Origin of the sequence: Corynebacterium renale, assembly GCF_002563965.1 — a bacterium.
Lineage (GTDB): Bacteria > Actinomycetota > Actinomycetes > Mycobacteriales > Mycobacteriaceae > Corynebacterium > Corynebacterium renale.
The window spans coordinates 428,163-447,538 of record NZ_PDJF01000001.1 but is presented as its reverse complement, the minus strand read 5'-3'; the positions used below and the strand labels follow the sequence as shown (position 1 = coordinate 447,538).

Here is a 19,376-nt window from a genome sequence, read left to right as displayed (position 1 = left end):
AGCTTACCGGGGGTAGTCGTCGGTCGGGCGGACCGCCCCTTTCAGCGCGACGGCACGTGCCAGGCGGGCGTAACGCAGTTCTTGTTCGCGGAAACGCACCCAGGTGGACAGGCTGGTGAACATGAAGGCCACGATGAGGCCGTACAGGAGGAGGTCGGTGCCGCGCGCTACGCCGACCCAGTTTGCGACGACGGTGAGATCGTCGGGGCGTAGTACCGCCCAGATGGCCACGAAGACGAACACGACGGCCAGGATTTTTACGCTAGCCCGCGACTGTGCCGTCCCGCGGTGGGAGAAAAAGTACCAGGCCACGGCCAGGGTCGCGGCGATGAGCAGGGCTTGGATGATGAAAATCATGGCAGCCTCCGGGCGACGAGGTTGTCGGCCAGGATGTTCACCCCGTTGATGAGTGACTGGCCCTTGGACATGGAATATTCGGTGTACAGGATGTCGACGGGCTCTTCCGCCACCCGCCAGTTACCCTCGTCCATGACGGAGATGAACTCGGACGCGTGACTCATGCCGTTCATCCGCAGGTTGAGGGCGTCGGCGAAGGGTTTGTTGAAGGCCCGTAGCCCGTTGTGCGCGTCGGTGAGGCCGAGACGCTTGGTCCGTGGCGATAGCTTCACGACGGTCTGAAGTACCACACGCTTAATCCATGGAACTTGGTCGTCCTCGCTGCGGGGCCGCCCGAATCGGGTTCCCACGATGATGTCGAGGGGCTCGTCGCGAAGCCGTTGCACCATGCGGACGACGTCCTTGACCTGGTGTTGGCCGTCCGCGTCGAAGGTCACGAAATACTGGGCGCCGGGTTGGGCTCGCGCGTATTCGACACCGGTCTGAATCGCGGCACCCTGGCCCAGGTTGACTGGATGATTGACCAGGTGGGCGCCGGCTTCGTGGATTTTCCGGTCGGAACCGTCGTGGGAGCCATCGTTGACCGCCACAATGTTGGGGAAAGTTTCGCGCGCCTGGGAGATGACGTCACCGATGACGGTCGCCTCGTTGTAGCACGGCACAATCAGCCAAGTATCTGCAAAGTTCATGGTGACGCTTATGCTAGCGGGTCCGGTTGAATAATAGTTGGTTCACACGGCGAAGAACCCCAGCCGGCAGTGCGCGGTACGCCGAGCGCACCACAAAATTCAGCGCCGCCCGCGGCGGGCTAATCAGCCCGTACCGCACCAGGTTGGCCTGCATGCGGGCCTCAGCGCGCCACATGCCGTCGGTGCGGCGGTTGAGCTGGTCGGGGGAGGTGCGGAACCACGTTAAAGGTTCCGGCAGATTGTGCAGCACAGCCCCGCGGGCAAGCGCCCGGGCGGCGAGGTCATAGTCTTCCATGCGAGGCACGTGCCGGTAACCGCCGGCTGCACGCAGGGTGGAGGTGCGCAGCATGAGCGATGGATTATTTATCGGGGAGTTAATCTTGGCGTATTTAGCCAGTTCCGCGTGGGTCTCTGGCAGGCGGCGTATTTTGCCGGCGGCTGCTTCGAGGGAAGCGGTGGCGCGGAAGGTGGCGTCGTCGAATTCCTGCATAGCGGTGCTCAGCACGTCGACGTGCGGGTGCTCAGCGAAGTAGCGCAGTTGGGTGGCGAACCGCTCAGGGGCGGCGATGTCGTCGGAGTCGAGGCGTGCCAGGAATTCGGCGGTCACGTGCGCGGCGCCGGCGGCCGAGGCGAGTCCGGAGCCCACGTTGTCGTCGAGACGCTCGATGCGCTTGCCCGGCAGATCGACGGACTCGGCGGCGGCCGCAACCTCAGCGGCGACGGGCCCGTCAAAAACGATGATGTGCTCATCGGCGGGCCGGGTTTGATCACGCAATGATTCGAGGGCGAGGAGGAAATCGTCGGCATTCGTGCCCCGATACGCGGTGATAAGGCAGGCCAGACTAGTCATGGGCCGTTAGTCTAACAGCGCTGCACGTGGCCGCCGCATCGCCACGGCGTGGACCAACACGCCGGCTGCCGGCCCGGCGATAAGCGCAGCACATACCGCGACCTCCAGCGGGGCCGGGATGAACAACACCGCGAACGCCACGGTAGAAGCGACCGCCCACCCAGTCACGTAGTGTCCGTGGCGGTCTGCGGCCAGGGCAGCGGCCCCGGTGATGAAGAGCGTGCCGGTCGCTGCGGAAGCGAACGTGAGAACGGCAAGCACCGGTCCCGCAACCACGAGTTCTTCCCCAAAGAACGTGCCCAGAATCCACGGTCCGAGCACCCAGGCGGCCGCCCCGCCGGCCAGGCCAGCGCCGTACGTCAGGGCGATGGGCAGGCGCAGCGCGGCCCACAGTGCGTCGCGGTGTTCGACGCAACGCACGATAAGAGCCGACTGGAACCGTTGCACCGGTACAAGGATCGGCGCGCGCGTGAGCGTGACAGCCAAGATGATTGCGGCGACCGCCCCGCCATGTGCCCCGCCGGGCTCCGCAACCTTCACTAAGACCGGAAAGCCCGTGATAAGGACCGCGGACGCCCCCGTACCCGCCATCGCAGAGAGGGTGCGTCGCAGGAAAGCACGCGCGGACACATCCAGCGGTGCGCGCAGGTGGGAAGTCCGCTGCGGGTCAGTTCCTAGGATGAATAACCAGGACAGCGCGCCGATCACGGTAATAAGGAGGTAGACGCCGATGCCTGCCCCGGCCATCCACGCCACAACCGCGCCGGCGAAACGCACGCCAGAGTCTAGGGCCACGAGTGCCGCGTAGCGGGGCCACAGCCCCAGGCCTGACAGCACGCCGGAAAGCACAGCTTGGAACGCGTACGAAAGCAGTCCGGCCGCCAGGAGGGTGGTGGCGCTGCCGGGGCGCGTGGGGACGATGGGGTTCATCCACAGAATTCCGGCCACCAGCGCGAGCGTTGCGGCGACGACGCCAAGGAGGCCGGCGATAGGCCACGCGGTTGTGGTGGCGACGCTGGTGCGCCGTTCGCGTGCTGCGGCCACGGAGCGGGTGGTTTCTTGCATGATGCCGTCGAGGAAGCCGGTGAGGGCGAAGAAGAGGCCCCAGAAGGCTTGGAAGTCGGCGAACGCGTCGACGTCGAGGGCTCGTGCCGCAACCCAGAGGACGAGGAAGCCACTGGCTGCGGCGAAGATGGTGGCCAGGGAGAGGAAACGCACGTGCCTTAGCCTAGTTGGCTGGTGGCGCGGCGCCGCATCCATGTGGCGATGAGCGCCTCGACGCGGGCGGTCTGGGTGGTGCCGTGGGCTCCAGCGTGGCCCCCTTCGGTGTTTTCGAAGTAGTCGACCTCTTGGCCGGCGTTCTCGAGCGCTACCGCTAGGAGGCGGGCGTGTGCGGGGTGTACGCGGTCGTCGCGGGTAGAAGTGGTGATCAGTGCGGGCGGGTATGCCGTGTCTGACCTGTCTGCTACGTTGTGCACGGGGGAGTAGCTTTCGAGGATGGGGCGCTCGTCGGGGTTGTCGGGGTTGCCGTATTCGGCCATCCAGGAAGCTCCGGCGAGCCACTGGTGGTAGCGGAGCATGTCGGCAAGCGGGACTTGGATGACGGCCCCGCCGAAGGCGTCGGGGTATTGGGTGAGCGCGCCACCGGTGAGGAGCCCGCCGTTGGAGCCGCCGCGAATAACAATCTGTTCGGGTCGGGCGATGCCGCGGGAAACGAGGTCGCGGAGTACGGCCTGGTGGTCTTCCCACACCTTGTGGCGGCCGGCTTTGGTGGCTTGCGTGTGCCAGTCGGGGCCGAATTCGCCGCCGCCGCGCAGGTTGGGCAGGACGAAGGTGTAGCCGGCTTCGAGCCAGGCTATGCCACGCACCGGGGAGTAGCCGGGGAGGAGGGATACTTCGAAGCCACCGTAGCCGCCGACCCAGGTGGGCTGGGGGGCTGTGCTGCTGCGCACGACGAAGTAGGGGATTTTGGTGCCGTCGGTGGAGGTTGCCCAGAACTGTTCGGTGTTCAGGCCGGAGGCGTCGAAAAGTGCGGGTGCGCGACGTACGGTGACGGGGTCGCCACCGACTTCGAGGCGGTACAAGGTAGCAGGCTGGGTGAAGGAGGAGGACGTAATCCAGACTTCGTTGCCGTCACGTGGGCTGGTTGCGACGACGGTGTGCGTTGCGTGCTCGGGAAGTGGGATGGCGCGCAGGTCGGTGGGGTTGTCGAGGGGCGCGTAGTGGCAGGTGGTGGTGACGTCGCGAAGCACGGTGAGGATGAGGTAGTCCTGGGTGAACGCCACCGCCTCGAGCGTGGTGTGCGCGTCGGGGGTGAAGATGGCCTGGTACTCTCCGCCTTGCTTCGCGACGCCCAACCCACCCGCAGCGATACCGGCGAAAGCAGTGCGCGGCTGGATGAACAGCCACTGCTTATACGGGGTGACCTCGCAGTCGTCAGGGACCGCGACCTCGTGGCCGTCGATGGTGGTGCGCGCGGAATAGAAATCAAGTGCGCGTGTGGACACCAGGCGCGGTGGGGTCACGGAATGGTCCGCGAAGGTGGCGCCGAGGACGTCGGTATCCGCGGCTTCGAAGATCAGCTCGGCGTCGGCGAGCGCTTGGCCGCGCTTCCACAGCCGCGACTGGCGCGGGTACCCGGACGTGGTCAACGAGCCCTCGCCGGTATCCGTGCCCACGATGACCGTGTCCACATCCAACCACGAAACCTGCGATTTCGCCTCCGGCAGCGTGAAGCCGTCGACGAAAGCGTGGGAATCCAGGTCGAATTCCCGGACCTCCACGGCGTCGGCCCCGCCGCGGGAGAGCTTCACGAGCGCGCGGCGCGGCACCCCGGCCTCGTCACGCCCGACGACCGCACCCTTCCACACCCATGACACGCCCTCGGCAGCAGCCAGCGCGTCGATGTCTAAGAGAACCTCCCACTGCGGCACGCCAGCCAAGTAGCTTTCCGTGTCAGTGCGCCGCCAGAGGCCGCGTTCGTGGTCCTTGTCGCGCCAGAAGTTGTACAGGTGTTCGCCGCGGCGGCTGACGTAGTCGATCTTCTCATCGGAGTCGAGGGCGGCGTGGATCCGGGCGCGCAGTTCTTCGTATCCGGGATCTGTGACGGCCGCGGCTTCGGTGCGCTGCGACCATTCTTCGGCCCAGGCGAGGGTGGTGGGGTCGGTGGCGTCGATAAGCTGCTTGTCGGTGGGGTGCATGGAGGTCCTTTCGCGGGGCATGAAAAAGGCCACCCGGGTGGGTGGCCTGTGCGCGGGTGCGGCTTACTTGGCAGGCTCGAGGCCCAGTGCTGGAGCCAGTGTGGTGTTCCAGGAGGTCTCGAGGTCGCTGCGCCAGCCTGGCCACGAGTGGGTGCCCGTGTTGCGCAACTCGTAGTTGGCCGGGATGCCGGCGCGGTCGAGTTTCGCCTTGAGGTCGTGGGTGCAGGCGTTCATCGCACCTTCGATGACGCCACCTTCGACGATGAGCGTCGTGGCACTTGCCGAAGCCTTTTCGTTGGACACGCCCTTGTCGCGCATGTAACCGGCCATGTCGGTTTCGGACGCAAGGCCGGTCGCGGTGGAGATGTAGAGTTCGGTGCCACGCAGCTTCTCGGCGTTGACCAGGGCGTCGTTGTACACGTTGTAGGTGCCACCGCGTGGGCCCCACATCTGCTCTGGTTGCGCACCGCCGCGGCTGACGGTCAGGCGCAGGTACTCGTAGGGCAGGAAGCTGGAGGTTGCGGCGCAGCCGGAGAAGGATGCGGCGGCGTCGTAGAAGCCCTGGTTGTGCTGTGGGAGCAGGAGCGCGGAGGTGGCGGACATGGAGAAGCCGACGACGGCACGCTTGTTATTTGCGTTCAGTTCCTGCTCGATGGGGCCGGGGAGTTCCTTGGTCAGGAAGGTTTCCCACTTCTGTGGGCCCTTGAGGTACGGGGTGTCGAGGGTTTCGTCAACCCAGTCGGTGTAGTAGGTGAACGCACCCTGCATGGGGATGACGACGTTGACGGACTTGTCCTTGTAGAAGTCCACGGTCTTGGCGAGGACAATCCAGTCATTGTCCTGCTCAGCGCCACCAGCGCCGTTGAGCAGGTACACGGTCGGCGCGCCGCTGACCGGGTTGCCGTCCTTGTCGTGTGCTGGGATGACAGCTACCGGGATGTCCTTGTTCATGGACGGGGAGTGCACCTGGTAGCTCTTGAGGAACTTGCCGTCGACCTTGCTCAGCCACTCTTGCGGCTCCTGGTCGGTGACAGACATCGGGGTGAAGCTCAGGGGAGCGACGGTACCGACTGGTGCGTCGCCGGCGACGTCAGCGGCGGTTTTCTCGGCAGCGGTTGCGAATGGGGCTGCAGCCAGGGTGGTTGCCAAGCCCAGGGCTGCGATGGAGGCGCCGAAGCGGCGGGTCAACTTCATAGTCATCGTCCTTTGTCGTGTGTATTCGTCTAACTACTGTATCGGTAGGGGAAGAAAAGTGTTAAGTCTTCACACCTAACGCGTGCGAGAGCACGGGCCAGGAGCCCCGCAGGTCTTCTTGCCAGTAGCCCCACGAGTGGGTGCCGGTATTCCGGAAGACGTAGGTGGCGGGGATACCTTCGGCGTCGAGGCGGGCTTTGAGGTCGTGGGTGCACCGGTTGGTCACCATTTCGATGGGCCCACCCACGACGGACGTGTTGATGTGGGAGGCGGAGGCCTGTGCGTGCGTCTTCCCGCGCAGGTAAGGCCCGCCGACTTGGTCGATGGCGCCCTGGAGGCCGGAGCCGTTGGAAATGTAGAGCGCGGTTCCGCGCAGGGCGGGTGCGCCGAGGTGGGCGTCGTTATAGCGCCACGCCGCCGAGCCGTACGGCCCCCACATCGCGACCGGGTCTTTAGCCCCGTTGCGCAGCGTGGTTGCGATGGCCGCCATGCCCAGTGGGCTGGACGTTTGCGCGCACCCGGAGAGGGAGGCGGCGGCCTGGTAGAAGCCGGGGTTGTGCTGTGCGAGTGTTAGCGCAGAGGTTGCGGACATCGATACGCCCATGATGGCGCGCCTGTCGCCGGCACCGAGGTGCGCTTCTAGCGGCCCGGGCAGTTCTTTGGTCAGGAAGGTTTCCCACGCCTGCGAGCCATCAGCCCAGTCGGTGTAGTACGAGAACGCTCCCGCCATGGGAATGACTACGTTGACGCCCTTGTCTGCATAAAAGTCCAAAACGTCGGTATTTTCAATCCAGTGGGCGCGGTTCTCGCCACCGTCGGCTCCGTTGAGCAGATACAGGGTGGGCGCGCCGGGCGGGCCGGGGATGACGGCGACGGGGACCTCGCGGTCCATGGCGGGGGAGTAGGTAGTCAGTTCGTACGCCGTGGCATGCTTATCGACGTCCTTACGCCACTGCGGTGACTCCTCTGTAATAGAAGGAATCGCAGTGGAGATAATAGGAGTAGCGGTAACGTGCGGCGCGCTCGCGCAGACAAGCGAGGCCGCGGCGAGCGCGCTGCATAAAGCTAGGCGTAGACGCATAGGAGACAAGCTACCTATGTTAAACCTGGTACGCAAATGGCAAATGTGTCATAATATCTGGACTGCGCGTGTAAAAATTACAGAAAGGCATACCCATGACCCCTATCGAAACGCTCATCGTGACCCTGAACGAGTTCTTGGGCGAGCTGCTCCACTTCGGCTCCTCGACTTCTTCCCAGATTTCCCTGGCCTTCGGCCTGATCTAAAACTTCACAGGGCAGCAGTACGGCCACCCCCAAATGGGAGGGCCGTACTGTTTATTTTTGCCCGTCTAACAGGGTAAACGTGGCGTCGAGAAGCAAGAGCACAGCGAAACCCACAGAGAGTACGTAAGCTAGGACACCGTGAGTGAACATTATGATGTCGTAGTCCTCGGCGCCGGCCCTGGTGGGTACGTCGCCGCAATCCGCGCAGCCCAGCTTGGCAAGAAAGTTGCCGTGGTGGAGAAGCAGTACTGGGGTGGCGTATGCCTCAACGTTGGCTGCATCCCCTCCAAGGCGCTACTGAAGAACGCCGAAGTGGCACACACCTTCACCCATGAAGCCAAAACCTTTGGCATTAAGGGCGAAGTCTCCTTCGACTATGCGGACGCGCACAAGCGCTCCCGCAAGGTGTCTGAAGGCATCGTCAAGGGTGTCCACTACCTGATGAAGAAGAACAAGATCACCGAAATCGACGGCTGGGGCGAATTTCAAGACGCCAAAACCATCAAGGTCTCCGGCGGCAAGGCCGACGGCACCACCGTCACTTTCGACGATTGCATCATCGCTACCGGCTCCGTCGTTCGCACCTTGCCTGGTGTTGAGCTCTCCGAGAATGTCGTTTCCTACGAGGAGCAGATCCTCAACGCAGACGCGCCAGACAAGATGGTTATCGTCGGTGGCGGCGCCATCGGTATGGAATTCGCATACGTCCTGGCCAACTACGGCGTGGATGTCACCATCGTCGAATTCATGGACCGCGTCCTGCCCAACGAAGAGCCTGAGGTCTCCAAGGAAATCGCGAAGGCCTATAAGAAGCTCGGCGTCACCCTGCTGACCGGCACCAAGACCACCGCGGTTCGTGACAACGGCTCCTCCGTCGAGGTAGACGTTGAATCTAAGGACGGCTCCAAGAAGGACACCCTGACTGTCGACCGCGTCATGATCTCCGTCGGCTTCGCCCCGCGCGTCGAAGGCTTCGGTCTGGAAAATACCGGTGTCAAGCTGACCGATCGCGGAGCTATTGACATTGACGAGCGCATGCGTACCAACGTCGATCACATCTACGCCATCGGTGACGTCACCGCCAAGCTGCAGCTGGCGCACGTCGCTGAGGCGCAGGGCGTCGTAGCGGCCGAGACCATTGCCGGCGCAGAAACTTTGGAGCTCGGTGATTACCAGATGATGCCACGCGCAACCTTCTGCAACCCGCAGGTCGCATCCTTCGGATACACCGAAGAGGCCGCCAAGGAGAAGTTTGCCGACCGCGAGATTAAGTCCGCAACCTTCCCGTTCTCCGCGAACGGCAAGGCGGTCGGCCTCGGCGAACCGGCCGGTTTTGCCAAGGTCATCGTGGATACCGAGTTCGGCGAGATCGTCGGCGCACACCTAGTCGGCGCCAACGTCTCCGAGATGCTCGCCGAGCTGACGCTCGCGCAGCGCTTCGATCTGACCGCCGAGGAGATTGGCCGTAACGTCCACATCCACCCGACGATGTCGGAAGCGATTAAGGAAGCTGCCGAAGGCACGATGGGTCACATGATCAACCTGTAAAACGTGCTAGTTGTGAAGCCCCGAAGTGGACCCCCACTTCGGGGCTTCACTCATGTAGGGCCGTGCGCGCATTGATTCTCTACAACATTTGCTGAAATAAGTGAATGCTAACAAACGAAAGTATGACACCTACCGGGGGTAATAAAGGGTGTAGTTTGCGGCGAAATCAAAAATGTGTGACCAGTTACACATGAAAGTGCCGGAACGTACGGCCGTACTTTTCTGCAAGTTAATCCCCAGCGTGTGGCCGGTGTTGCGATTGATGCCCAAAGTCGACCCGTTCGAACCTGTAGGTAACCCTAACCTTAAAAGCTCAAACGAAGCCCCACTTTTCGGGCGTTATCCCCGCTAAACGGGGGTTCTGGAACGGAAAAAGACGGCCAAGGCTAATAGAGTGGAGGGGACTACTGGAGGTGTCATGACTGTAAGAAATCCTGACCGTGAAGCAATTCGTCACGGCAAAATCACTGAAGAACCCATTCGCCCCAGCCGAGGTCTACCCACCTGGGGTATCAAGCTTGGCATGGCGATCACTGGCCTGATTTTCGGCGCGTTCGTCCTGTTCCACATGGTAGGTAACCTGAAGATTTACCTCCCAGACTACGACGACGGCACGGCGCAGATTGACGTTTATGGCCAGTTCCTGCGCGAATTCGGCTACCCACTGCTGCCGCACGGCTCCTTCCTGTGGATGTTCCGCATCGTGCTGCTGGCCTGCCTGCTCTTCCACGTGTACGGCGCATTCGCCCTGCACGGCCGCTCTAGCCGTTTCCGTGGCAAGTTCAAGCGCACCAACCTCATGGGCGGCGTCAACAGCTTTGCAACCCGCACCATGCTGATCACCGGCATCATCCTGCTGGCGTTCGTCATCTTCCACATTCTGGACCTGACCATGGGTGTCGCACCTGCAGCTCCTGAAGAGTTCGTCCACGGCAACATTAAAGACAACATGATTGCCACGTTCAGCCGCTGGCCAGTGACCATCTGGTACATCATCGCAATGGTGGCGCTGTTCTTCCACCTCTGCCACGGCATCTGGCTGGCAGTCAGCGACCTGGGTGTTACCGGTCGCCGTACTCGCGCCGTCATGGTCGCAATCGCGTACATCGTCCCTGCAATCGTTGTGCTTGGCAACATTGTTATGCCACTGACCATCGCTCTTGGTTGGATTAGCTAAGGCTGGAAGGTAAGACATTGACTACACATACTGATACCGCTGCCCGGCCAGAGTTTGTGGCCCCGGCAACCACCGTTGAAGGTGTCACCCTCGGTACCGTCTTGGATTCCAAGGAGCCTAAGGGTGTCCCAACCAAGGACATGTGGCAGTACCAAAAAGACCACATGAACCTGGTCTCCCCGCTGAACCGTCGTAAGTTTGAGATTCTGGTTATTGGTACCGGCCTCTCCGGCGGTGGCGCTGCTGCAGCTCTTGGTGAGCTCGGCTACAAGGTGAAGGTCTTCACCTACCACGACGCCCCACGTCGTGCACACTCCATCGCCGCGCAGGGTGGCGTGAACTCCGCCCGCGGCAAGAAGGTCGACAACGACTCCGCGTACCGCCACGTCAAGGACACCGTCAAGGGTGGCGACTACCGCGGCCGTGAGTCCGACTGCTGGCGCCTGGCCTACGAGTCGGTGCGCGTCATCGACCACATGAACGCCATCGGCGCTCCATTCGCCCGCGAATACGGCGGTACCCTGGCAACCCGTTCCTTCGGTGGTGTGCAGGTCTCCCGTACCTACTACACCCGTGGTCAAACAGGTCAGCAGCTGCAGCTGGCTGGTGCTGCTGCACTGCAGCGCCAGATTCACCTGGGCTCGGTGGAAATCTTCACCCACAATGATCTCCAGGAATTCATCGTCACCGAAGAGGGCGGCAAGAAGCGTGCCCGCGGCATCGTGACCCGCAACCTCATCAACGGTGAGCTGCAGGCATTCACCGGTCACGCAGTCATCCTGGCGACCGGCGGTTACGGCAACGTCTACGGCATGACCACCCTGGCGATTAACTCCAACGCCTCCGGCATGGTTCGTGCCTACGAGACCGGCGCCTACATGGCTTCGCCATCGTTCATCCAGTTCCACCCAACCGGCCTCCCAATCAACGCCGACTGGCAGTCCAAGACAATCCTCATGTCTGAGTCGCTGCGTAACGACGGCCGCATCTGGGTTCCTAAGGCTAAAGGCGACGACCGCAAGCCTGAGGAAATTCCGGAAGATGAGCGCGACTACTTCCTCGAGCGTCGCTACCCGGCGTTCGGCAACCTGGTCCCCCGTGACGTCGCATCGCGTGCCATCACCCAGGAAATCCTGGCAGGCAAGGGTGTTGGCCCGAAGCACAACTCCGCGTACCTGGACTTCCGCGACGCTTTCGAGCGCCTCGGTGTGGAGACTATCGACGAGCGCTACTCCAACCTCTTCCGCATGTACGAGGCAGCGATCGGCGAGGATCCGCACAAGACTCCGATGCGCATCGCACCGACCGTGCACTTCTCCATGGGCGGCCTGTGGACTGACTTCAACGAAATGACCTCCATCGACGGTCTCTTCGCTGCCGGCGAGTGCTCCTGGACTTACCACGGTGCAAACCGTCTCGGCGCAAACTCCCTGCTTTCCGCATCTGTCGACGGCTGGTTCACTATCCCGTTCACCGTCCCGAACTACCTGGCCGACCACCTCAACGAGCCAGTACTGCCACTCGAGGACAAGGCGGTTGCAGAGGCTATCGACCGCGCCCAGTCGCGCATCGATTCCCTCATGAACACCAACGGCCCTGACCCCCACGGTCCGGACTACTACCACACCCAGCTCGGTGAGCTGCTCTATCGTGCATGTGGCGTGGCCCGCGATGTTGAATCCATGCGTGAGGGCATCAAGAAAATTCGCGCGCTTCGCGAGGACTTCTTGAAGAACGTCCGTATCCCTGGTGGCCAGCACGAAATGAACCAGGTCCTCGAACGCGCCCTGCGCATTCGTGACTACCTGTTCCTCGCGGAGCTCATGTGCGTCGACGCGCTCGACCGCGACGAGTCCTGCGGTGCGCACTACCGCGTGGATCACCTCTCCGAGGAAGGCGAGGCAGAGCGTGACGACGAAAACTGGTGCTTCGTCTCCGCATGGGAGGACGCCGGCGACGGCAAGTTCATCCGCCACGCAGAACCTCTCTACTTCGAATCGATCCCGCTGCAGCAAAGGAACTACAAGTAATGAAACTTCATCTTGAGATCTGGCGTCAGGCCGGACCGACCCAGGACGGCCACTTCGAATCCATCGACTTGGACGACGCCGTACCGCAAATGTCCATCCTCGAATTGCTCGACTTCGTCAACGGCAAGCTGATCGAGCAGGGCAAGGAACCGTTCGCATTCGCTTCTGACTGCCGCGAAGGTATCTGTGGCACCTGTGGCCTCTTGGTCAATGGTCGTCCACACGGCGAAGGCAAGAACGCCCCTGCCTGTGAACAGCGCCTTGTCAACTACAAGGATGGCGACACCCTGAAGATCGAGCCTTTCCGCTCCGCCGCATACCCAGTGATCAAGGATATGGTCGTTGACCGTTCCGCACTGGACCGCGTCCTGCAGCAGGGTGGCTACGTCTCCATCAACGCTGGTACTGCACCAGATGCAGATACCCTCCACCTCAACCATGAGACCGCCGAGTTCTCCCTCGACCACGCCGCCTGCATCGGCTGTGGCGCGTGTGTCGCTGCCTGCCCGAACGGCGCAGCACACCTGTTTACCGGCGCTAAGCTCATCCACCTGTCCAAGCTTCCGCTGGGCAAGGAAGAGCGCGGCAAGCGTGCCCGTCAAATGGTTGACGAAATGGAAACCAACTTCGGCCACTGCTCCCTCTACGGTGAGTGCGCAGACGTCTGTCCTGCAGGCATCCCACTTTCCGCAGTCGCTGCCGTGACCAAGGAACGTGCCCGCGCAGCACTGCGCGGCAAGGACGACTAATCCCCGTCCCCTTACAGCGCCCTGGTAACCCCGGGGCGCCTTCTTTATCCAACAATCGGATACCCCCAACATGTGGCGGGGTAGGATTACACACAAGCGTATTTATACCTAGAAGGAAGGCGAGTTACAGCAATGTCTAGCTCCAACCAGGCGGTTGCGCACACCGCCGGCGAAACGTTCCCTGCTTATTCCGGCAGCCTGCACTATGTGGAAGGGTACGACCCCGTCAGCTACGAGGCCCCGCACTCTTCCCTGCACAAGACCGCAACGTGGGTCGGCATGGGTGTCGCGCTCGCTTCGTTGTTCTTCATGGGCATGGCACTGTGGGCGTTTTCCATCGGCGCGTTCGGTAACTCGGGCGAGGCGGCTATTAACTGGCAGCCAATGGCAACGATTGGTGTCATCGGCGCGATCGTATTCATCATTGCAGCCACGATTCTGATTAAGAGTGGCCGCAAGGATTACCACGCATACCGCAAGGCCACCGGTCGCGTGAACTAAAAAGCGCAACAGCAAGCCCCAGCAGAGTTTTCTGCTGGGGCTTCTACGTGCCGGAGGGCGTCGATAAGCGGTTAGATCACCATGCCCCAGATCGTTGCGATCAGGACAATCACTCCCATGACGGCGATAAACACGTTGGACTTACGGCCCCGGAAGCGGGCGAGGGCGTCGATCTTGGAGATTGCGATGACGGGAAGAAGGTACGTCATAAACGCGAAGAAGATGCCGCCGACGACGGAAATCATGTCCAGGATCGACGGATTCCCAATAGCCACGAGGCTGGTTGCGCAGAAGATGAAGAAGTACGTCCACATGTTCAGCGTGCGCGTACCCATCCGCTCCGTGATGCCCGGCAGCGCGAGCTTGAACAGGTATTCCGTGCTTTCGACTGCGCCGAGCGAATGCCCGAAATAGGAGGACGCGATCGCACACACGACGACGACCGGAGCCATGTACGCCATGAACGGGGTGCCGGTGACGTTCGCGAAGTAGGACAGGACGGGAAGGTTGAGGTCGTTGGCCTCCTGCATGCCGTCGGCGCCCATCGCCAGGGCGCAGGACCAGACGAAGAACATCGTGAACACGACGAGCAAGGTACTGGCCCACAGGATGACGGTGTTCGAGTGCTTGTCGTGGTGAGGCCCGTACTTGCGTTCCATGTCCAACGAGAACTGCGACAGCGCGGCGACGTAACTAAAGGAGAACACCAGCACCGGCAAAATCAGGATGATTGCGGAAATCATGCCACCGGGGGTCGAGGGGTTGGCCTCCATGAAGCTGCCCAAGTCCCATTGTGGAATCAGGTAAATCGAAACGGCGGCGAGCGCGATGATCAGCGGGTACACCACAATGTTGGCGATGGCCAGCATGATCGTGTTGCCGAATGCCAGCGCCAGGGTCATCGCGCCGACCAACAGTGGAGCCAGGACCCACCGCGACAGGCTGGGCCCACCGAGTTGGTTGACTATGAAACTATCGACGGTATTCGTGATGCTTACGCCGTAGATGAGGACCACGGGGAAGATGGTGAACCAGTAAATCAGCGCCAAGATGACGCCGCGGTGCTGGCCGAAGTAGTCGGTCAGCGTGGCTAGGACGTCTTTGCCCTCGTGCGGGGAGAACGAGATCATCCATTCGAAGGCGCGGTGGGCCAGGTAGGTCATGGGGCCGATGAGAACACTGGCCACGACGAGGGGCCAGAATCCGAAGCTGCCGGCGTTGATGGGTAGGAAGAGGATGCCGGCTCCGACGGCGGTGCCGAAGAGCGTGATGATCCAGGACAGGTTAAATGTGTGGTTTGCGGGTGGATTCTGCGCGGTATGTGTGTCCACGACGCCTCCTAGTAAATAGTGTGCTCTGGTTCACGAATAGTGAGAACAGTATGCTCCATTGCTTTCCGTCGCACAAGGTGCCACCCCCGCTGTCGCCTCACACCCGTATGCTGGGGCCATGTCGAGTCAGGAGAAAAAGCGCCCCTGGTGGAAGAAGTGGTCCACCTGGCACCGAATTCGCATGGTCGCGGTGGGGGCGATCATGCTCATCACGTGTATCGGGTTGATTAAAAGTGGTGAGGCCATGCTGTAGGCGTGCAGCCGGCTACACTTGTATCCCATGGCTGAACACGCATTACAGGAGATGCCCGCGCCGGCTGACGAGCAGGAACGCCGCCGCGCGCTGCGCAATCACAAGGCGTTTGTTACCGGGCTGCTGATCCTGGCGGCGGTAATCTTCTTGGGCTGTTCGTGGTGGCAGTCGCAGGGGACCGCGCCGGGCTGGGTGGGCTACGTGCGCGCCGCGGCGGAGGCCGGCATGGTGGGCGGTCTGGCGGACTGGTTCGCGGTGACGGCGTTGTTCCGGCATCCCATGGGGCTTCCGATTCCGCACACGGCGCTGATTCCGAAGAAGAAGGACCAGTTGGGTTCGGCGTTGTCGGAGTTTGTGGGCACGAACTTCCTCAACGCGCGCATTATTACGGAGAAGGTGGCGCACGCGGAGATTCCGCTGAAGGTGGGGCAGTGGTTGGCGGAGCCGGAGAATGCGGAGACCGTGTCGCGTGAGGCGGGGCGTCTGACGGCGAATGCAGTTCGCGGGGTGCAGGCCGCGGATGCGGAGCAGGTGATTCGGACGGTGGTCGTCGATAAGCTAGCGCAGCCGCAGTGGGGGCCTCCTGCGGGTCGGGCGCTCGAGCAGCTGGTCAGTGAGGGCAAGGTTGAACCGCTTATCGACGACCTCACCGTCTGGGCAGCCCGCAAGATCAGAGAGAACGAGGACGCGATCATCCGCGTGGTCGATGAGCGCAAACCGGTGTGGGCGCCGCGCTTCGTGCATGACTTGGTGGGGGAGAAGATTTTTAAGGAGGTCACGAAGTGGGCGGATGCTGTGGCCGCCGACCCGAACCACGAGGCCCGCGGGGCGCTGCGCCGCTTCATCGACCAGTTGGCCTTCGACCTGCAGCACGACCCCGCCATGATCGAACGTGTCGAAGGCTGGAAGCAGGAGATTCTGGGCTCGGACGCGGTGGCCCGCATGATCCCGGCCGCCTGGGAAGCTACTTCGGAAGCGGTGATTACTTCGGCCGAGGACCCGGATTCGGTGATCCGGCGCAAGCTTGCGGAATTCGCGCAGGGCTGGGGCGAGAAGCTCGTCGCCGACCCGGAGGCGCGCGATACGCTGAATGAGCGGATCGTGAAGGTTGTGGCGTTCGTGGCGGATAACTACGCCGACCAGATCACCGCGATTATTGCGGAGACGGTCCACAGTTGGGACGCGGCCGAGGCGTCGGAGAAGATTGAGCTGATGGTCGGTAAGGATCTGCAGTTCATTCGCCTCAACGGCACGATTGTGGGCGCGTTGGCGGGTCTGGTTATTTACACGGTCTCGCAACTTCTGTTTTAAGGTGGGGGACATGTCTCACGAATTGCCTGAAAGCTCACCTGTCGACAAGATTCGCCAAGCCGGCACCCTACTGGGTAGCGCGGCGCGCCAGATAGCCCGCGACGTCGCGGACGCCGGCAAGGAAACCTGGCCTGAAATTAAGGATAAGGCCCGTGAGGTCGGGGAGAACGTGCAGACCCGCATCGCGGAGGCCCGCAGCGAGAAGGAACCACGCGACCCGAACGTCGTCGACGGCGAAGTTGTTGAGGAGAGCCGCAAATGATGTACACGCAGATCCTGTGGTCGCTGGCCATGGTCGAGGCGCTCGTGTTCGTGGCTGTGGGCGTGGCCGGCCTCGCGGGCGCGATCATCGCTGCGCGCACGCGCGAGGACGCCTTCACCGCCGGCGACCGCCAACCGAAGAAAGTCTGGCTGGCCCTGCTGGTCGGCTCGGCGTTGGTGTGTTTCGTCCCCCGGATCATGATCTTGTCGGTGGTCGGCTGCGTCATTATCGGTGTCTACTGGTTTGACGTGCGCCCACAACTCAAAGACATCACCGAAGGCAACGCAGGATGGTACTAACCCCCACGCGTGTCGACATCCCCGCGGCCCTAGCGCAGGCGCGCAGCACCGGCGAGAAGGTCGTGCTCCCAGCAGGGTGGGTGCAACCCACTGAGGGGCTTTACGACGGCGCGACGGTCATCGCCGCCGTCGCCTACCCCACCGGGACGTCGCACAGCCTGATCAAAGCAACAGAGGCGCGCTTTGCTGTCCAGTGCGGGGCCAGTGAGATCCTCCTGGCCCTTGATGCGTCGGCCACGGAGGAGAACGCACTCATCGCAGATATCATGGCCGTGCGTGAAGCGGTGAGCGAACAGGTGCCCGTCTGGTTGCACGAGGGGTTCGCTGGCCAGGTCCCGCAGCACGTGCAAGACCTGACGGGTGCACGCGTGCTACACGTGGCGGGCGTCGGCGGCCTGTTGTAGTTCGACGTGTTCTCCACTGAGGTGGAGTTGCAGCCCGTTTTCGGTGACGGCCATGCCAGTGAGTTGGAGGCCGCCGGCTGCGTCGAGTTGGTTGTGCAGGCCGTCCTGGAGTGCTTGGGAGATGGCTTCGGAGACTTCGGTGGGCAGCTCGAGACCGAAGAGGCGCGTTTCGGCGACGGTGAAGACGGCCTGGTTGCCCTCGGTGGTCGGGGTCAGTGAGAGGTTTGCGGCGCCGCCGGTGAATTCGATGTCGAGTGTGCCTTCCGACGGGTTGCTGGTGACGTCGGTGATTTTGATGAGATCGGCCAGGAATCCGCCTCCGGTCTGCGCAGCCATGCCGCGCTGCAGGATATTAAGGAGGAGGGCGTCGGAGATGTCGGTGGTGACTTCCATCTGGTCGGCGCGCATGGTCTGCTGGTCGCGGACGTCGAGCCCCTGGGCGGTCACGTTGGCCGCCGGTGCGTCGGTGGTGGCGGGGATGGTGAGGTCCATGTGCCCGACCTTACCGGTGAATACGCTGGCCAACACTGGGGAGGCACCGAAGCTGATCGAGGCGTCCTGACCGTATTGTTCTTCGACTTGGTTGCCGATGAACCACCGCATGCCCAGTTCCGCGACGATGGCGAGGACGATGATCACGGCTAGGATGCCGCCGATGACTTTACCCAGAGTTTTCATGGGCACGACTTTACCGGCTTGGCGCCACGAAGCTCCACGGGACGGTGATTTGGTTGTCGCGCAGTGGGCGACGCTGCGGGCGGACCGGCACGCCTTCAGCAGCGAGTGTCTCGACGGCGTGCCGCCACCGCACCCGCGGCCCATAGGGGGCCCAGCCGGCGGCCGTGTCCCACGCGTGGTCGGCGCGCTGGAGGAAATCGTGAATCGCTTCGCCGGGGACGTTGCGGTGAATCAGAATCTTAGGAAGGCGTTCGGCTAGGTCGGAGGGGCGCTCCGAATGGAATGGGTCCCAGCAGAGGGTGAAGGTTTGCGGGCCGGTGTCGTCGAGGCGGATCCAGCAGGCACGCCGGCCGATTTCGTCGCAGGTGCCTTCGATGAATTGGCCGCCAGGCGCTAGCCGCGAGCACACCATGTCCCAGGCGGCGGGGACGTCGGTGGCGTCGTATTGGCGGAGCACGTTGAAGGCCCGGACGTATCCGGGCCGGTACCCGGCGAGTTCGAAGCCGCCGAGTTCAAAGGTGACGCCGTCGCGGGGTGCTTGGATGCGATCGGGGTCGATTTCTAGGCCGATGACGCGCACGTCTGGGCGCACGCGCCGCAACCAGTGCGCCATGTCGACGGTTGTGGTCCAGCTTGCGCCGTACCCGACGTCGAGGGCGAGAGGTGTGCGTCGTAAAGCGGATCTGACCTGCGGGTTAGCTATTGACCACCGGTCGCAGCGCCGGAGGCGGTTGTAGCCGGTGGTGCCGCGGGTGATGTGGCCTACTGGTTTGCGTTGATCCACTGGTCGAGCAGGTCTGCTTCCTTCTCGAAGATCTCACCGAGTGCGTCGGCGACCTTGGGCTCGAGTGCAGCACCCATGATGGGGATGTTGACGGTGAGCTTGTTCTCGTAGTCGAAGGTGGTGGTGTCGCCCTCGCCGGAGAGGAAGATTTCGCCTTCGTAGTCGACTGGGGTGCCCTTGACGTCGGCGGTGTAGTCGAGTTCGACCTTGCCGTCGTTAAGCGGGCCGATGCCGATGACGCGCTTGACCTTGAGCGCCTGGGAGATCATGGAGCGGACTGCTTCCGGCAGGATCTCGAGGGGAAGGACCTCGAAGAGGACGGCTTCGGAGCCGTCGAAGGAGTGGACCTCGCCCGGTTCGGGGGAGAGGTGTGCAACGTTGAACTTCCAGAATTCTTCGTTGGTCAGTGCGGCGTGCACCTTGTCGATCGGGTGATTGACGGTGACGGTGTATTCACTATGTGTAGCCATGT

At 62.5% G+C, this 19,376-nt stretch carries 21 protein-coding genes; 10 read left to right on the top strand and 11 right to left on the bottom strand.

The features are described 5' to 3' along the window. Positions 1-3: 3 nt before the first annotated feature. The 7 genes from ATK06_RS02145 to ATK06_RS02115 form a co-directional block, all read right to left on the bottom strand. Positions 4-357: a DUF2304 domain-containing protein gene (locus ATK06_RS02145; protein WP_048378936.1), complete on the bottom strand. Its 354-nt coding sequence runs from the start codon at positions 355-357 to the stop codon at positions 4-6. After that, positions 354-1,046: a glycosyltransferase family 2 protein gene (locus ATK06_RS02140; protein WP_048378938.1), complete on the bottom strand. Its 693-nt coding sequence runs from the start codon at positions 1,044-1,046 to the stop codon at positions 354-356. The genes ATK06_RS02145 and ATK06_RS02140 overlap by 4 nt, the downstream gene beginning before the upstream one ends. Positions 1,047-1,059: 13 nt before the next feature. Then, on the bottom strand, positions 1,060-1,896 hold the full coding sequence (locus ATK06_RS02135; RefSeq protein WP_048378940.1) for a glycosyltransferase: 837 nt from the start codon (positions 1,894-1,896) through the stop codon (positions 1,060-1,062). 6 nt (positions 1,897-1,902) lie between these two features. Beyond that, entirely contained in the window at positions 1,903-3,114 is a 1,212-nt protein-coding gene (locus ATK06_RS02130) for a polysaccharide biosynthesis protein (protein WP_048378942.1), read from the bottom strand. A gap of 5 nt (positions 3,115-3,119) precedes the next feature. After that, positions 3,120-5,096 carry a prolyl oligopeptidase family serine peptidase gene (locus ATK06_RS02125; protein ID WP_048378944.1) on the bottom strand — a complete coding sequence of 659 codons (1,977 nt, stop codon included), beginning with the start codon at positions 5,094-5,096 and terminating at the stop codon, positions 3,120-3,122. Between the two features lie 63 nt (positions 5,097-5,159). Beyond that, on the bottom strand, positions 5,160-6,290 hold the full coding sequence (locus ATK06_RS02120; RefSeq protein WP_098388761.1) for an alpha/beta hydrolase: 1,131 nt from the start codon (positions 6,288-6,290) through the stop codon (positions 5,160-5,162). Positions 6,291-6,351: 61 nt separating this feature from the next. Further along, a complete protein-coding gene (locus ATK06_RS02115; RefSeq protein ID WP_048378946.1) occupies positions 6,352-7,371 on the bottom strand; it encodes an alpha/beta hydrolase in 1,020 nt (339 codons plus the stop codon). A gap of 344 nt (positions 7,372-7,715) precedes the next feature. On the opposite strand from ATK06_RS02115, the gene lpdA reads away from it, so the two are divergent. The 5 genes from lpdA (at position 7,716) to ATK06_RS02090 (ending at position 13,582) form a co-directional block, all read left to right on the top strand. After that, complete coding sequence (gene lpdA, locus ATK06_RS02110) at positions 7,716-9,125, top strand: dihydrolipoyl dehydrogenase (RefSeq protein ID WP_048378948.1); 1,410 nt, start codon at positions 7,716-7,718, stop codon at positions 9,123-9,125. Positions 9,126-9,543: 418 nt separating this feature from the next. Further along, on the top strand, positions 9,544-10,302 hold the full coding sequence (locus ATK06_RS02105) for a succinate dehydrogenase cytochrome b subunit (RefSeq protein WP_098388760.1): 759 nt from the start codon (positions 9,544-9,546) through the stop codon (positions 10,300-10,302). 17 nt (positions 10,303-10,319) lie between these two features. Continuing rightward, positions 10,320-12,332, top strand: a complete 2,013-nt coding sequence (locus ATK06_RS02100; protein WP_098388759.1) for a fumarate reductase/succinate dehydrogenase flavoprotein subunit — start codon at positions 10,320-10,322, stop codon at positions 12,330-12,332. Further along, complete coding sequence (locus ATK06_RS02095) at positions 12,332-13,081, top strand: succinate dehydrogenase/fumarate reductase iron-sulfur subunit (protein WP_048378950.1); 750 nt, start codon at positions 12,332-12,334, stop codon at positions 13,079-13,081. Before ATK06_RS02100 ends, ATK06_RS02095 begins: the two co-directional genes overlap by 1 nt. Positions 13,082-13,213: 132 nt before the next feature. Further along, the gene (locus ATK06_RS02090) at positions 13,214-13,582 is read left to right on the top strand and encodes a hypothetical protein (RefSeq protein ID WP_048378951.1); all 369 of its coding nucleotides are present in this window, start codon (positions 13,214-13,216) and stop codon (positions 13,580-13,582) included. 71 nt (positions 13,583-13,653) lie between these two features. Here ATK06_RS02090 and ATK06_RS02085 read toward each other — a convergent pair whose 3' ends face one another. Next, complete coding sequence (locus tag ATK06_RS02085) at positions 13,654-14,913, bottom strand: amino acid permease (protein WP_048378952.1); 1,260 nt, start codon at positions 14,911-14,913, stop codon at positions 13,654-13,656. Positions 14,914-15,031: 118 nt separating this feature from the next. Here ATK06_RS02085 and ATK06_RS11475 point away from each other — a divergent pair, with 118 nt between their 5' ends. The 5 genes from ATK06_RS11475 to ATK06_RS02065 are packed head-to-tail and all read left to right on the top strand — an operon-like array spanning position 15,032 to position 17,442. Beyond that, complete coding sequence (locus ATK06_RS11475; protein WP_269460759.1) at positions 15,032-15,166, top strand: hypothetical protein; 135 nt, start codon at positions 15,032-15,034, stop codon at positions 15,164-15,166. A gap of 27 nt (positions 15,167-15,193) precedes the next feature. Further along, entirely contained in the window at positions 15,194-16,477 is a 1,284-nt protein-coding gene (locus tag ATK06_RS02080; protein ID WP_098388758.1) for a DUF445 domain-containing protein, read from the top strand. A gap of 10 nt (positions 16,478-16,487) precedes the next feature. Then, entirely contained in the window at positions 16,488-16,739 is a 252-nt protein-coding gene (locus tag ATK06_RS02075) for a hypothetical protein (RefSeq protein ID WP_048378954.1), read from the top strand. After that, on the top strand, positions 16,736-17,038 hold the full coding sequence (locus tag ATK06_RS02070) for a DUF2516 family protein (protein ID WP_048378957.1): 303 nt from the start codon (positions 16,736-16,738) through the stop codon (positions 17,036-17,038). Before ATK06_RS02075 ends, ATK06_RS02070 begins: the two co-directional genes overlap by 4 nt. Continuing rightward, a complete protein-coding gene (locus ATK06_RS02065) occupies positions 17,029-17,442 on the top strand; it encodes a beta/alpha barrel domain-containing protein (protein ID WP_053072578.1) in 414 nt (137 codons plus the stop codon). The genes ATK06_RS02070 and ATK06_RS02065 overlap by 10 nt, the downstream gene beginning before the upstream one ends. Here the strand turns inward: ATK06_RS02065 and ATK06_RS02060 are convergent. Genes ATK06_RS02060 through ATK06_RS02050 form a run of 3 tightly spaced genes read right to left on the bottom strand, consistent with a single transcriptional unit; the run spans position 17,410 to position 19,374 of the window. Further along, complete coding sequence (locus tag ATK06_RS02060) at positions 17,410-18,120, bottom strand: LmeA family phospholipid-binding protein (RefSeq protein WP_048378959.1); 711 nt, start codon at positions 18,118-18,120, stop codon at positions 17,410-17,412. The two genes, ATK06_RS02065 and ATK06_RS02060, sit on opposite strands and share 33 nt — an antisense overlap. Before the next feature lie 10 nt (positions 18,121-18,130). Continuing rightward, positions 18,131-18,904: a class I SAM-dependent methyltransferase gene (locus tag ATK06_RS02055; protein ID WP_048378961.1), complete on the bottom strand. Its 774-nt coding sequence runs from the start codon at positions 18,902-18,904 to the stop codon at positions 18,131-18,133. Continuing rightward, positions 18,883-19,374: a DUF2505 domain-containing protein gene (locus ATK06_RS02050; RefSeq protein ID WP_098389370.1), complete on the bottom strand. Its 492-nt coding sequence runs from the start codon at positions 19,372-19,374 to the stop codon at positions 18,883-18,885. Before ATK06_RS02050 ends, ATK06_RS02055 begins: the two co-directional genes overlap by 22 nt. Positions 19,375-19,376 lie beyond the last annotated feature (2 nt).

What these genes read in the sequence shown, in the direction of transcription:
- ATK06_RS02145 (WP_048378936.1), bottom strand. Translation starts at nt 357, where the DNA reads ATGATTTTCATCATCCAAGCCCTGCTCATCGCCGCGACCCTGGCCGTG.
- ATK06_RS02140 (WP_048378938.1), bottom strand. Translation starts at nt 1,046, where the DNA reads ATGAACTTTGCAGATACTTGGCTGATTGTGCCGTGCTACAACGAGGCG.
- ATK06_RS02135 (WP_048378940.1), bottom strand. Translation starts at nt 1,896, where the DNA reads ATGACTAGTCTGGCCTGCCTTATCACCGCGTATCGGGGCACGAATGCC.
- ATK06_RS02125 (WP_048378944.1), bottom strand. Translation starts at nt 5,096, where the DNA reads ATGCACCCCACCGACAAGCAGCTTATCGACGCCACCGACCCCACCACC.
- ATK06_RS02120 (WP_098388761.1), bottom strand. Translation starts at nt 6,290, where the DNA reads ATGAAGTTGACCCGCCGCTTCGGCGCCTCCATCGCAGCCCTGGGCTTG.
- ATK06_RS02115 (WP_048378946.1), bottom strand. Translation starts at nt 7,371, where the DNA reads ATGCGTCTACGCCTAGCTTTATGCAGCGCGCTCGCCGCGGCCTCGCTT.
- ATK06_RS02105 (WP_098388760.1), top strand. Translation starts at nt 9,544, where the DNA reads ATGACTGTAAGAAATCCTGACCGTGAAGCAATTCGTCACGGCAAAATC.
- ATK06_RS02095 (WP_048378950.1), top strand. Translation starts at nt 12,332, where the DNA reads ATGAAACTTCATCTTGAGATCTGGCGTCAGGCCGGACCGACCCAGGAC.
- ATK06_RS02090 (WP_048378951.1), top strand. Translation starts at nt 13,214, where the DNA reads ATGTCTAGCTCCAACCAGGCGGTTGCGCACACCGCCGGCGAAACGTTC.
- ATK06_RS11475 (WP_269460759.1), top strand. Translation starts at nt 15,032, where the DNA reads ATGTCGAGTCAGGAGAAAAAGCGCCCCTGGTGGAAGAAGTGGTCCACC.
- ATK06_RS02080 (WP_098388758.1), top strand. Translation starts at nt 15,194, where the DNA reads ATGGCTGAACACGCATTACAGGAGATGCCCGCGCCGGCTGACGAGCAG.
- ATK06_RS02075 (WP_048378954.1), top strand. Translation starts at nt 16,488, where the DNA reads ATGTCTCACGAATTGCCTGAAAGCTCACCTGTCGACAAGATTCGCCAA.
- ATK06_RS02070 (WP_048378957.1), top strand. Translation starts at nt 16,736, where the DNA reads ATGATGTACACGCAGATCCTGTGGTCGCTGGCCATGGTCGAGGCGCTC.
- ATK06_RS02065 (WP_053072578.1), top strand. Translation starts at nt 17,029, where the DNA reads ATGGTACTAACCCCCACGCGTGTCGACATCCCCGCGGCCCTAGCGCAG.
- ATK06_RS02060 (WP_048378959.1), bottom strand. Translation starts at nt 18,120, where the DNA reads ATGAAAACTCTGGGTAAAGTCATCGGCGGCATCCTAGCCGTGATCATC.
- ATK06_RS02050 (WP_098389370.1), bottom strand. Translation starts at nt 19,374, where the DNA reads ATGGCTACACATAGTGAATACACCGTCACCGTCAATCACCCGATCGAC.